Here is a 12490-nt window from a genome sequence, read left to right as displayed (position 1 = left end):
CAGCGCGCCGACGCCTTGGAGGCGCTCTGGGGCCGAGGAGCGGCCGGGGTCAAGGCCCTTGGCCGCCGAAGGCGGTGGCGCGTCTGCGCGCCAGCCTTGACGCCGGACGATCATCGGCCCACTCCTCCTTCGAAAAGACAGTTGCTCCGTCAGCGGCTGACACCTCCCCGCGCTTCCGCGCAGGGAGGAAATCTTATCCGGCAGGCATCGGCGGAGGGATCAGTTTGGCCGTTCTCCCTCTTACCGAGTACGAGAAGCTCCTCGACCAGGCAGATATCGCCCGGGCCGACAAGGTCGTCGCCAACATCTCTGCGGGCCGCGACGAGTTCATCCCCGCCGATGTCGTCAAGCGCATCCTCGACGGCGAGAGCAAGGTCCGCGCGTGGCGCACCCATCGCGGCATGTCCGCCCGCGATCTCGCCTCGGCAACGGGCCTGAGCGCGCCCTGCATTTCGGAGATCGAGGGCGGCAAGAAAGAAGGCAGCGTCGCCGCTATGAAGAAGATCGCCGAGGCGCTGAAGGTTGACCTCGACGATCTCGTTTAGCGACGGGCCACAGGGCAGCCAAAACGCGTCCGTTCGATCCGGCGACCATTTCGGAGGTCAATTGGCCCGCCGGTTGTGGCCCTTCCAGGCCGGCATGTCGCTGCCGTAGCGGTTGATGCCGACATCCATGCTGGTGCAACGCTTGTGGATGGCGGCGAAGTGCGGATGAAATGCCGCATTCTCGGCCTCGATCGCAGCGTGCACCGGCAGATAAGCGGCCCAGGCCTCGCGCAGCTCGGCCAGCAGGTCCGCCTCGTTGACGCGGGTCAGCTTGCCGTCCTTCACCACCACCTCGCCATTCACCATAACCGTCTCGATCGAGCTTCCGTTCTCGCAATAGACCAGGTGGTTGCAGAGGTCGTTGCGCGGCGTGAAGGGCGCGGTGTCGAGGTCGAGGATCACCAGGTCGGCCTTCTTGCCGGCCTCGAGCGAGCCCGTTTCGTGATGGAGCAGCGCGCTCCTGGCGCCCTTTATCGTGGCGCATTCCAGGACCTCCGACGCGCTGATCCAGGTGTCGTTGTCGGGGGAGGTTATGGAGTGCAGCAGGCCCGCGGCGTGCATCACGTCGAACATGCGCGGTGTGTCGTTGCTGCAGATGCCGTCCGATCCCAGCGCCACGTTGACCCCGGCGTCGAGCAGCTTGCGCAGCGGCGCAATGCCGGCTCCGAGCTTCTGGTTGGAGATGACGTTGTGCACGATCGAGCAGCCGGCATCGGCCATCAGCGCGATATCCTCGTCGGTCACCCAGACCGAATGGGCGATCGTGGTGCCGGCATGCAGCAGGCCGAGGTCGTGCATGTAGCGGATCAGGGTCTTGCCGTGGAATTCCGGCCCGGTCACCGCCTGCGTCTTGGTTTCCAGGATGTGGGTGTGGAAGGGCGAGCCGATCGACCGTGCCAGCGCGTCGGCCGCCAGCATCAGCGGCTCGGTGCAGCGCTGCGGCGCCGACGGCGCGATCATGAAGCGCAGGCGGCCGGCGCGGTCGTGGAAGTGCGCCGTGGCGTGCTTGCAGAAGGCGAGATAGCCGGACACGCCCGGCGTGGGGATCGACGCCGCCTTCGCCTTAAGCTCGGCCGGGATCATCTCGTGGGCGAAGGGGATCGTGTCGAGAAACGGCCGGTCCATGATGTGGCCCGAGACGTTGGCCCGCAGCCCGGCATCGTCATAGGCCTGGAAGACCTGGCCGAGTTGGCTCATCGACTGGCCGCCCAGCTCGTAGACGTCGTCGACCACGGTGGTCACCCCGTTGCGCAGCGATTCCATCGCCACGACCATCGTGCGCAGATAGATCAGCCGGTCGCCCGGCGGCGTGGAGCCGAGGATCGGGTAGCAATAGAGCATCCAGAGCTCGAGCGGCATGTTGTCGTAGCGGCCCTTGAACAGGGCTTCGCCCGAGTGCAGGTGCCCGTTCACCAGACCCGGCATGACCAGCCGGTCGCGTCCCTCGATCACCGTGTCGGCTTCGGCGGCCTGCGGGCCGAGGTCGGAGCCGATCGCCTTGATGCGGTCGCGCTCGACCAGGATGTCGCCAACGAACGGCGTGCTGCCATGGCGCTCGTCCATGGCGATGATGGTGGCTTGGCGTATCAGGGTAGACATGCGGCGGCTCCTCCGGTTCAGCGCTTCGGGCGGGTCATCAGGGCGGCGGCCTGGCCACTCTTTACCCACGCCTCAATGACGGTGTAGGCCTCGGCGGCCATGAGCTGGCGCGCCGGGACCGAGCGGTCGCCGATCGGACGACGAACGTCGTCGGCCAACCCGTCGAGCGGCAATATCGCGTCCGTGTCGGCCAGCGCGTTGGCATAGAAGACGCGGTCGAGGCGGGCCCACCAGATGGCCGCGACGCACATCTCGCACGGCTCGCAGCTCGTGTAGATGTCGCAGCCCGACAGGTCGAACGTGCCGAGCCGGCGGCAGGCGTCGCGGATCGCCGCGACCTCGCCATGCAGCGTGGGATCGTGGTCGATCAGCACCGTGTTGCAGCCTTCGCCAACGATCTCGCCGTCCTTGACGATGACGGCGGCAAAGGGCGCCGCGCCCACCTCCTTCATCCTGCGGATGCTGAGGTCGATGGCGTAACGCATGAAATCGGCTTCGGTCATGGCGGCCTCCCGGGAACCCGCCGACACGGAGCAAACGTCGTGCCTTGGCACATCGCCTGGCAGCCTATGGTGGAGACGAAGCGCTCGATGCGTCTCAACATTGGGCCAGAAAGCGTCCACTTTGCCTGATACACCGCCGGCGCCTCCGGGAAGTCACGGACCGGCCTTATTCATTGGCTATTCACTGGTGACGATCGATCGGGCACCGTATGTTCCGCGATCTGTGTCCAGGTTGCGGGCTTTCGCGGGATTCGAGGCGGGTCGGTCAACCCCCGCGGGCACCTCTTTCGAGTCCCGCGGTAAGCTGCAGGGGACGGTCATGGCGGACATCATCGGCGACGACGAGCCTCAGCCCCTCACGGGCACCGAAGATTCGGATTTCCTGTGGGGAATGGGAGGCTTCGACCAGCTCTTTGGCCTGGGAGGCGACGACGTCTATCTGTTGACGGACGCTTTCGCGCTCGTGGGCTTCGACGTGGTGGTCGAGGCGGCGGGTGCCGGCACCGACACCGTCATCGTCCAGCGCGCGGCAGCGCCAGGCGGCCTCGGCCTGTCCTACACCCTCACGGCCAATGTCGAGAACGGCACGATCGGCGGCGTCGACACCTTGCCGCCCGAGGTGCTGGGGGTTCCGCCGGACGCGCCGTTCACGCTCATCGGCAACGCCCTCGACAACATCCTGACTGGGAACCGCGCCGACAACACGCTCGAAGGCCGGGACGGCGCCGACGTCCTCGACGGCAAGCTCGGGTCCGATTTGCTGGTCGGAGGCACCGGAGACGATACCTACATCCTTCTCGATGTAACGTTTCCAGTCCTTACCCCGACCGCGGCGCCGGAGTTGGTGATCCCGGTCCTGACGCCGTCCTACGACGGGGTGACCGAGGCGGCCGGCGGCGGCACGGATACGGTGCTCGTGGCGCGTGCCGGGACAGGGACGAACGTGCCCACGTCCTACGCGCTCGGCGCCAATGTCGAGAACGGTATCATCGGCGGAATCGATTCCGGCCTGACCTCCGACCTCGCCTTCTCGCTCTCCGGCAACGAGCTCGACAATTCGCTCACCGGCAACCGGGCCGACAATACCCTCACCGGCAATGCCGGCGCCGACGTTCTCAATGGCGGAAGTGGCTTAGACACGCTGATCGGCGGCACCGGCGACGACACGTACCTCCTCCTCGACGTAACTTTTCCACTCATCATCCTCCTCCCCACCGCGGCGCCGGAGCTGGTGATCCCGGCCCTCACGCCGTCCTACGATGCGGTCACCGAGGCAGCGGGGGGTGGCACGGACACGGTAATCGTCGACCTGATCCCCGGTACCAACACACCGAGGTCCTACACGCTTGGCGCCAACATCGAGAACGGCATCGTCGCCGGTGTCGATACCGGCCAGCCGGTCGACCTGCCATTCTCTCTCGTCGGCAACGCGCTCGACAATTCGCTGACGGGGAACAATGGGACGAATACGCTGAGCGGCGGGGATGGCGCCGACTTCCTGAACGGCAAGTTCGGGTTGGACACCCTCATCGGCGGCGCGGGCGACGACCTGTATTTCCTCCTGGACGTGACCACGAGCCTGGTCGGAACACCGTTCCCCACCGAACTCGTGACGGAGTACGATATCGTCACCGAGGCGGCGGACGGCGGCACCGACACGGTCGTCGTGGATCTCATTCCCGGTGGCGGCACACCAAGGTCCTATACGCTTGGCGCCAACATCGAGAACGGCATCGTCGCCGGTGTCGACACCGGCCAGCCGTCCGATCTGCCGTTCTCCCTTGTCGGCAACGCGCTGGACAACGTGCTGACCGGCAACGGCGGGGGCAACACGCTGAGCGGAGGGGGCGGCGCCGACATCCTCGACGGCAGGTTCGGGCTGGACACGCTCGTCGGCGGCGCGGGGGACGACCTCTATCTCGTCCTGGACGCGACGACGACCTTGGAAGGGGCGCCGATCCCGCAGTTCGTGACGAAGTACGACGAGGTCATCGAGGAGGCCGGAGGCGGGATCGATACGGTCCTCGTCGCCCGCGCGGTCGCGCTGCATGCGCTGACCTCGTACACGCTCGGCGCCAATGTCGAGAACGGCATCATCGGCGGCGTCGATTCCGGACAGGCAACGGACGAGGCGTTCTCGCTGGCCGGCAACAGCCTCGTCAACACCCTCATCGGAAACGCAGCCAACAACGTCCTGGATGGCAAGGCAGGCGCGGACGCGATGGTGGGCGGTGCCGGCAACGACACCTACACGGTCGACAATGCCGGCGACATCGTGATCGAGAACAACGGTGACGGCGCCGACCAGGTCAATAGCTCCGTCAGCTTCGACCTCAGCGGCCAGTTCATCGAACGGCTGACCCTGACGGGCAGCGCCAACATCAATGGCACCGGCAACACGCTCGCCAACACCCTCACCGGCAACGCGGCCAACAACATCCTCGACGGCAAGACGGGCGCGGACACGATGGTGGGCGGCGCCGGCAACGACACCTACACGGTCGACAATGCCGGCGACAGGGTGATCGAGAAAGATGGCCAGGGATTGGACCAGGTCGACAGCTCCGTCAGCTTCGACCTGACCGGCCAGTACATCGAACGGCTGACCCTGACGGGCAGCGGCAACATCAACGGCGCCGGCAACTCGCTCGCCAACACCCTCACCGGCAACGCCGGCAACAACGTCCTCGACGGCAAGACGGGCGCGGACAGGATGACGGGCGGTGCCGGCAACGACACCTACACGGTCGACAATGCCGGCGACGTCGTGGTCGAGAAGAACGGTGAAGGAACGGACCTGGTCAACAGCTCCGTCAGCTTCGACCTGACCGGCCAGTACATCGAACGGCTGACCTTGACCGGCAGCAGCAACATCAACGGCGCCGGCAACTCGCTCGCCAACACCCTCACCGGCAACGCCGGCAACAACGTCCTCGACGGCAAGACGGGCGTGGACACGATGGCGGGCGGTACCGGCAACGACACCTACATGGTCGACATTGCCGGCGACACGGTGACCGAGAACGACGGCGAAGGCACCGACCAAGTCATCAGCTCCGTCGGCTTCGATCTGACCGGCCAATACATCGAGCGGCTGACCCTGACGGGCAGCGCCAACATCAACGGCCGGGGCAACACACTCGACAACACCCTCATCGGCAACGCCGGCAACAATGTCCTCGACGGCAGGGCGGGCGCGGACGTGCTGACCGGCGGGCTCGGCGCCGACATATTCGTCTTCGGGAGTTCCCTCCACGCGCCCATCGTCGACACGATCACCGACTTCAACGTCGCCGCGGACACGATCCGGCTCGACAACGCGGTGTTCGACACCATCGTGGGGACCGGCACGCTGAGCCTCGCCCAGTTCACTGCCAACGCCAGCGGCACGGCACAGGATGCCAGCGACCGCATCATCTACGAAACCGACACCGGCAAGCTGTTCTTCGACAGCAACGGCAGCGCCGCCGGCGGCTCGATCCAGTTCGCAAAGCTCGGTGCCGGCCTCGCCTTGACCAACGCCGACTTCGTCATCGTCTAGCGCAGGGAGATGTCGTGGCCGGGTGCATGGAGCAACGACGCCGGAGACCTAATCGAGCGAGATCCGCACGGCCGTGTCATGGAATGCGGCGCCGCCATTGGGCGGGACCGGGTCGGCGCCGATCAGCGTGTTGATGCCGACGCCGTCGGGGTAGGCATCGCTCGGCCAGTTGCCTTCGACGATCACGACGCCGGGTTGCGCTGTCAGCGCCGGCCGCGCGCGCAGACAGACCTCACCGCGTCCATTGCCGAGACGCACCAGCATGCCCTCGACGATGCCCAGCCGCGCCGCATCGTTTTCGTGGATCAGGGCCCGCGGCTCGCCTTCGCGCTTCTTCGATCCCGGCGTTTCGCTGAAGGTCGTGTTGAGGAAGCCGCGCGCCGGCGGCACGACCAGGCGGAAGGGCAAGGCCTCGCTCGCCTGCTCGTGATTCTCGAGATGGTCGGGCAGGGCGCGCAGGCCGGCATGGTAGGGCCCGACCGCTGCCCAATCGGGCTTGAAGTGGAAGCGGCCGTCGCTCGACGGGAAGCCCGCCGTGAAGTGCGAGGCATCGAAACCCTCGTCGCAGTCGATCCAGCCGCGCTGCACCGCCTCTGTCCACGTGCCTTTGCCCGAGGCGCGCAGGATCGCGTCGAGCAGGTCGACGGCGCTCATGTCGAAGCGGTCGGCCGGCGCGCCGAGTCGTCGGGCCAGCGCGCAGATCAGCTCGTGGTTGGTTCGGCAGTCCTCGTAGCGGTCGAGCACCGCCGGCCCGACCGTGAGATGGGTGTGGCCGAGGCCGTAGTAGATGTCGTCGTATTCGAGGAACATCGCCGCCGGCAGCAGGATGTCGGCGTAACGCGCGGTCGCCGTCATGAACTGCTCGTGCACGCAGAGAAAGAGGTCCTCGCGCGCCAGACCGCGCGCCACCGCGCTGCTGTCCGGCGCCACGTTGGCGGAGTTGGCGTTCTGCATCAGCATGGCCGTGACCGGCGGGCCGCCGGCCAGCGCGTCCGGCTCGCCGCACAGCACCGGGCCGATGCGCGACTGGTCCATGATGCGGGTGGCGGGATCGATCAGGTCGAGGCCGTGCGCCCGGGCGAGGTCGAGGCCCCAATGGTCGAAGCGCAGGAAGAAGGCGCCGCCGCCCTTGTGCTTCCACGCTCCCGTCATCGCCGGCAGGCAGGAGACGGCGTGCATCGCGGCCGCGCCGTTGCGCGAGCGGGTGAAGCCGAAGCCCAGCCGCAGGAAGCTGCGCTCGGTGCGGCTGTAGAGGCGGGCGAAGTCGACGATCTCCTCGACGCCGAGCCCGGTGACGGCGCTCGCCCATTGCGGCGTCCTGTCGGCGAGATGCGCCTCGATGTCCGGGCCGAAATCGGTGTAGCGCGCGAGGTAGTCGCGGTCGGCCATCCCTTCGGCGAGGATCACGTGCATCATGGCGAGCGCCAGGGCGCCATCGGTGCCGGGCCGCAGCACGAGCCCGATGTCGGCGGCCTCGACCGTCGGCGTGCGATAGACGTCGATCACCGCGAGCTTGGCGCCACGGGCGCGTCGCGCCTTGGCGACGTGGGTCATGACATTGACTTGGGTCGAAACCGGATTGCCGCCCCACACCACGATCAGGTCGGACTCCGCCATCTCGCGCGGATCGGCGCCGAGCAGCTTGCCCACGCCGGCCCGCCAGCCCGATTCGGCCGGCGTGACGCAGATTGTGGTCTTCTGCCGCGAATAGCCCATGGCGTTGCGCAACCGTTCCATGCCGTAGCGCTGGACCACGCCCATCGTGCCGCCCGAGTGGTAGGGCCACACCGTCTGGGGCCCGTGCCGGAGGGTCGCGCGCTGGAAGGCCTCGGTGACCTCATCGAGCGCGGCGTCCCATGAAATCGGCCGGAACTGCCCGCTGCCCTTGGCGCCGATCCTCTGCAGTGGCTGCTTCAGCCGGTCGGGATGATGGACCCGTTCGGCATAGCGGGCGACCTTGGCGCAGACCACGCCATCGGTATAGCTGTTCTCAGCGGCGCCACGGATGCGTCCGATCCGGGTCGAGGACAGCCGCTCGACCTCGAGAGAGCAGGCGCTCGGGCAATCGTGCGGGCAGGCCGACTTCCAGAATTCTTTTCCCATGGCACGAGTGAACCCGCGCCGGGCCGCGGCGGCAAGCACCGTCAGCCCCTTGCGCCCGCGGTGGTGAGGGGGAAAGTATGGGCTCGAACGGCAGCCGGGGAATTCGGGACGTGACGCCGAGACCACGCGTACACCCCTGTGCGCGCACGGCGAAGTCGACCTAATGCGCTGAGTTGGTCATTCCACGCACAGAACGCTTGTTCGCGGGCCAACCGTCACCACTTCTAGCCAATGCATCCCGCGGCGAGGGCCAAGCGCTCGCCGTCCAATGTCCGAAGAATCTGTGGAGTGTAACGCAGGGCGGGCGTATCGAATTTTAGCCAGGCGGAGCGGTCATGACCTTGCGTCCAGAATACTCGCTCGGCAATTCACCCTATAACGCGTTTCTGTTCGCCGCCGTGGGCGAGGAGAGGGTCGGGCTACCGCTCACGGTCCTTTCGGCGTTGGCCCGGCTGGGCTTTGATCCGTGGCAGGAAGCCGCGCGATTGTCGGAGCTTCCTCGGGAAACTGCCGCGCGGGTGTTCGCCGTCACGATTGCCATGCTCCCCGAAGGAGACTGGAAGGCCTCGGAGTCTGAGGCGATCGCCGTTCGTCTGGTGAACTGGCTTCCGGGGCGTAGCGCGGCCGTCATTCCCTTGGTGGGCGTCACACGCGCCGCCGGAGCCGCACCTATCGCCAGCGCGAAGAACAAGTTGCGAGCCGTGAATTGGCTGGTGTGGGTGGCGCTTGGCGTTGCGGTACTTTTTCTCGGCCTGCACCTCGTCGGCGATCCTGATCTCAACATGAGCCATGACACTGCCGTGTCGACGCAACAGTAGTGCAGCGCTATCAAAAATGAGGCGCCATGAAGCGCGCTACCCATTAGAGCGCGCGCCCGCGATCTCTGCCTGGCCATTGCTGATGACGCGATCTCTAGCAACGCCGAGGCCGTCCGGGATGCCGGTCCGGCCATCGCCGTCGGTGTGTCGGGATACCGCGGGCAGTTCGCTGCCCGGATAACGACAGCACATAAGAGAGGTGCCGCTCAATGATCATCGTGCCCGCCGTCACCGGCCCTATTCGGGCGGCTCGTCAGGCTGCCGAACGGGCCCGCTGCATAGCATACGGACTGCTGGCGTCTGGTGACCGCTTACGCCTCATTCAGCATGCTCAGGAACTGGAGAGGCAAGCGGTTGCGGTGGAACAGCGAGCTGCCTGCGCGGATGCTTCTACGCCACCTGTCACGCTTCGCGGCCGACTTGACGTTTCCCCGAAGAGGAGGTGAACGACTAGTGGCAGCCTAGCGCGAACCGTCGGAACGGAACTCCTCGATCCAGCGTGCTGAGAGCACCAAGGCGAAGCCAACAAATCCCCCGCCGCGTCTTTCGGAGCCATGCACCCATTTCCTCGGAGGAGCCAGCACCTCCCCCGAGTGTGTGCGTCCGTCTCACCAGAAGACGACAGCGCCAGCGCTGGCTCAGGCCACTCTGGCGATAGTCTTGATGGTGAGAGGAGGGATGCCCGACTTTTCTGCCACGACACGGTCCTGCTCCTCTATTGCGACGCGTGCTTGACTATCCCCATCCGCCACGACGCTTGCGGGAACTCGCCGGTTCGAGCGCTGTGAGCCGTCCTCGTAGGTGACGTTGAAAAATACGAACTCTGCCCGGCCGCCAGGTTTCTTAGCCATTGAACTCTCCAATTCTGTTTGATGGCCATGCCATAGCACAGCCAAACGGCTCGGACGGGGCCGTTTCGAGGCACAACATGCGAAGCTCCCTTCGGCCAACCTCTCGAATGCGTTCGCTGGGCCTCCCTTGACCGGCTTCAGCTTGGCCTGCGCGCCCATCGTGAACGGAACCGCGCGATGTGCTCGCCGTCGAGCTCGCAGGCGACGCAGACCCTGATCTCCTTCTCGCCGTCGAGCACGTCGAGCTTGGTCAGCGCGGATGCCGTTGAGCTTGACCGCCCGGCGCACCATCACGACATCGAACCAGCCTAGCGCCGCGGACGGCCGGTGTTGGTGCCGAACTCCGTGCCGCGCGTGCCGAGGCCCTTGCCGACCTCGTCGAGCACCTCGGTTGGGAACGGGCCGTCGCTAACCCGGGTAGTGTAGGCCTTGGCGATGACGAACCCACGCGCCCTCGGAAGTGGGCCAGCGGCCGGGCATTTTTGCACCGTCCGGCGGTACGTCTCTGGAATAGAATGTCCGGCAAGGCGCGGACAGGTTTATCCCGGCCACTTGCTTGCGGAGAATGCCATGGTCATTCGTGTGTTCATCTTGGTCGCTGCGGGACTTGGTTTCGTCAGCTCGGCGTTCGCTCAGTCGGTCGAGCCGTCGCTCACCCTCTTTGAGAACGTCCGAGTCTTCGACGGCAAGAGCGAGTCTTTGAGCGCGAGCCTGAACGTGCTTATCCGGGGGAACACGATCGAGAAAATCTCGAAGGATCCGATTCCGGTCGATTCCGGCGCCGACGCCAGGACAATTGCCGGCGGCGGCCGCACGCTGATGCCCGGGCTGATCGACATGCACTGGCACGCGATGCTGGTGCGGCCGAGCGTGCCAGTTCTGCTCACCGCGGACGTCGGGTACCTGAACCTCATGGCAGGCGCCGAGGCTGCGGACACTCTCATGCGCGGGTTCACGACCATTCGCGATATGGGCGGGCCGACATTCGGGCTCAAACGAGCGATCGACGAGGGGATCATCCCCGGCCCCCGCATCTACCCGTCCGGCGCCATCATCTCCGTCACCAGCGGTCATGGCGACTTCCGGCAACCTTTCGAGTTGCCGCGCACCGTGGGTGGTGCGCAGTCCCGCGGGGAGCAGGTCGGCGCAGCCATGATTGCGGACAGTCCGGATGAGGTGCGGCTGCGTGTGCGCGAGCAGCTCATGCTCGGCGCAACACAGATCAAGCTGACGGCCGGGGGTGGCGTGGCCTCGCCGCACAGTCCGCTCGACGCCTCCACCTTCACCGAGCCCGAGCTGCGCGCCGCCGTCGAGGCCGCCCGGAACTGGGGGACCTACGTCACGGTGCACGCCTACACGCCCGTTTCGATCCAGCGGGCGATCGCCGCCGGCGTGAAGTGCATCGAGCATGGCCATCTGATGGACCAGCAGACTGCCGAGTTGATGGCCGACAAGGGCATCTGGCTGAGTACCCAGCCGTTTCCCGACGAGCTGGCGAACGCCTTTCCGCCCGGCTCGCTGGAGCGAGAGAAGGCATACGAGGTCTTCGCCGGTACGAACAGGACCTACGAGTTCGCGAAGAAGTACAAGATAAAGACGGCGTTCGGCACCGACATCCTGTTCTCTCCGCAACTGGCGCCGCGTCATGGACAATTGTTGGCGAGCCTCGTCCGTTGGTACACGCCTGCCCAGACGCTGATCATGGCCACGGCGACCAACGCGGAGCTGCTGGGGCTGTCCGGCAAGCGCAATCCGTATCCCGGCAAGCTCGGCGTGGTCGAGGAAGGCGCACTCGCCGACCTGCTGCTGGTCGACGGCGATCCGATCGCCAACATCTCGCTGATCGAGAATCCGACGAAGAACTTCGTCGTCATCATGAAGGATGGAAAACTCCACAAGAACAGCTTGTAGGCCGATGTCGGCCTCTGCCGGCCGCGGGTCGCCGTCGCCACGGCGCGTCTAGAAGGACCCGACCAGGCTGCCGAGAGCGATCCCGGCAACCAGTGCCAGCAGGGCGCCCACGATGCCCACCATGACGATGTCGAAACAGCTCTTGGCATGCGTCGAGACGCAGACCGCGAGCAAGGTCGCCACCGCGCAGTGCGGCAGGCTGTCCAGCGTGCCCGCGCCGATCACCGCCACGCGGTGCATCAGCGTCGGATCGATGCCGTTTTCCGCAGCAAGTCGCATGTACGTCGGGCCGAGCGCATCGAGCGCGATGGTGAGCCCGCCCGACGCCGAGCCGGTCAGCGCCGACAGGATGTTCGTTGAGATGGCGAGTGAGATCAGCGGCCCGCCGTCGATGCCGAGCACCCATTCGCGCACGATGGCGAAGGCGGGCAGCGCCGCCACCATGGCGCCAAAGCCGACCAGGCTCGCCACGCTGAGCGCCACTCCCGAGAACTCTCAACCGAGATGCTACAAGCTCTATCGGGACATGACGAAGGACGCCGATTTCGAGCCGCAGTGAGCTGACATTTGACGCGCTGTGGCTGCCGACCGGGATCAGTTCGCTGGCGGCGCACAACCT

Annotated in this window: 8 protein-coding genes and 2 pseudogenes; 4 read left to right on the top strand and 6 right to left on the bottom strand. The window is 66.2% G+C overall.

Features of this window, described 5'->3' with window-relative positions; all coding sequences use genetic code 11:
* The first annotated feature begins 224 nt into the window (after nucleotides 1-224).
* Nucleotides 225-545, top strand: coding sequence for a helix-turn-helix domain-containing protein (locus tag ACQY8M_RS30220; RefSeq protein WP_428663890.1), 321 nt, complete (start codon nucleotides 225-227; stop codon nucleotides 543-545).
* A gap of 57 nt (nucleotides 546-602) precedes the next feature.
* On the opposite strand, the gene ACQY8M_RS30215 is transcribed toward ACQY8M_RS30220, so the two are convergent.
* Both ACQY8M_RS30215 and ACQY8M_RS30210 read right to left on the bottom strand, forming a co-directional pair.
* Entirely contained in the window at nucleotides 603-2144 is a 1542-nt protein-coding gene (locus ACQY8M_RS30215) for an amidohydrolase family protein (RefSeq protein ID WP_428663887.1), read from the bottom strand.
* Between the two features lie 17 nt (nucleotides 2145-2161).
* Nucleotides 2162-2647 (bottom strand): nucleoside deaminase, encoded by a 486-nt coding sequence (locus ACQY8M_RS30210; protein ID WP_428663884.1) that lies wholly within the window; start codon nucleotides 2645-2647, stop codon nucleotides 2162-2164.
* A gap of 319 nt (nucleotides 2648-2966) precedes the next feature.
* Between ACQY8M_RS30210 and ACQY8M_RS30205 the strand changes: the two genes are divergently transcribed.
* Nucleotides 2967-6188, top strand: coding sequence for a hypothetical protein (locus tag ACQY8M_RS30205; RefSeq protein WP_428663882.1), 3222 nt, complete (start codon nucleotides 2967-2969; stop codon nucleotides 6186-6188).
* Between the two features lie 48 nt (nucleotides 6189-6236).
* Here ACQY8M_RS30205 and ACQY8M_RS30200 read toward each other — a convergent pair whose 3' ends face one another.
* A complete protein-coding gene (locus tag ACQY8M_RS30200; protein WP_428663879.1) occupies nucleotides 6237-8291 on the bottom strand; it encodes a molybdopterin-containing oxidoreductase family protein in 2055 nt (684 codons plus the stop codon).
* 335 nt (nucleotides 8292-8626) lie between these two features.
* On the opposite strand from ACQY8M_RS30200, the gene ACQY8M_RS30195 reads away from it, so the two are divergent.
* Nucleotides 8627-9109 (top strand): hypothetical protein, encoded by a 483-nt coding sequence (locus ACQY8M_RS30195; RefSeq protein WP_428663876.1) that lies wholly within the window; start codon nucleotides 8627-8629, stop codon nucleotides 9107-9109.
* Between the two features lie 638 nt (nucleotides 9110-9747).
* On the opposite strand, the gene ACQY8M_RS30190 is transcribed toward ACQY8M_RS30195, so the two are convergent.
* On the bottom strand, nucleotides 9748-9960 hold the full coding sequence (locus ACQY8M_RS30190; protein WP_428663873.1) for a hypothetical protein: 213 nt from the start codon (nucleotides 9958-9960) through the stop codon (nucleotides 9748-9750).
* Between the two features lie 137 nt (nucleotides 9961-10097).
* Nucleotides 10098-10448 (bottom strand): annotated as a pseudogene (locus tag ACQY8M_RS30185) (adenylosuccinate synthetase).
* Nucleotides 10449-10530: 82 nt separating this feature from the next.
* On the opposite strand from ACQY8M_RS30185, the gene ACQY8M_RS30180 reads away from it, so the two are divergent.
* On the top strand, nucleotides 10531-11871 hold the full coding sequence (locus ACQY8M_RS30180) for an amidohydrolase family protein (protein ID WP_428675538.1): 1341 nt from the start codon (nucleotides 10531-10533) through the stop codon (nucleotides 11869-11871).
* A gap of 48 nt (nucleotides 11872-11919) precedes the next feature.
* Here the strand turns inward: ACQY8M_RS30180 and ACQY8M_RS30175 are convergent.
* A pseudogene (locus ACQY8M_RS30175) lies at nucleotides 11920-12351 on the bottom strand (GntP family permease); the annotation flags it as partial.
* Nucleotides 12352-12490 lie beyond the last annotated feature (139 nt).

Source organism: Reyranella sp., from assembly GCF_965279465.1.
Lineage (GTDB): Bacteria > Pseudomonadota > Alphaproteobacteria > Reyranellales > Reyranellaceae > Reyranella.
The sequence above is the reverse complement of the archived record's forward strand: the minus strand, read 5'-3'. Positions and strand labels throughout refer to the sequence as shown.

Excerpts from the sequence above, each read along its gene's own strand:
- ACQY8M_RS30215 (WP_428663887.1), bottom strand. The coding sequence starts at position 2,144 with ATGTCTACCCTGATACGCCAAGCCACCATCATCGCCATGGACGAGCGC.
- ACQY8M_RS30210 (WP_428663884.1), bottom strand. The coding sequence starts at position 2,647 with ATGACCGAAGCCGATTTCATGCGTTACGCCATCGACCTCAGCATCCGC.
- ACQY8M_RS30205 (WP_428663882.1), top strand. The coding sequence starts at position 2,967 with ATGGCGGACATCATCGGCGACGACGAGCCTCAGCCCCTCACGGGCACC.
- ACQY8M_RS30200 (WP_428663879.1), bottom strand. The coding sequence starts at position 8,291 with ATGGGAAAAGAATTCTGGAAGTCGGCCTGCCCGCACGATTGCCCGAGC.
- ACQY8M_RS30195 (WP_428663876.1), top strand. The coding sequence starts at position 8,627 with ATGACCTTGCGTCCAGAATACTCGCTCGGCAATTCACCCTATAACGCG.
- ACQY8M_RS30190 (WP_428663873.1), bottom strand. The coding sequence starts at position 9,960 with ATGGCTAAGAAACCTGGCGGCCGGGCAGAGTTCGTATTTTTCAACGTC.
- ACQY8M_RS30180 (WP_428675538.1), top strand. The coding sequence starts at position 10,531 with ATGGTCATTCGTGTGTTCATCTTGGTCGCTGCGGGACTTGGTTTCGTC.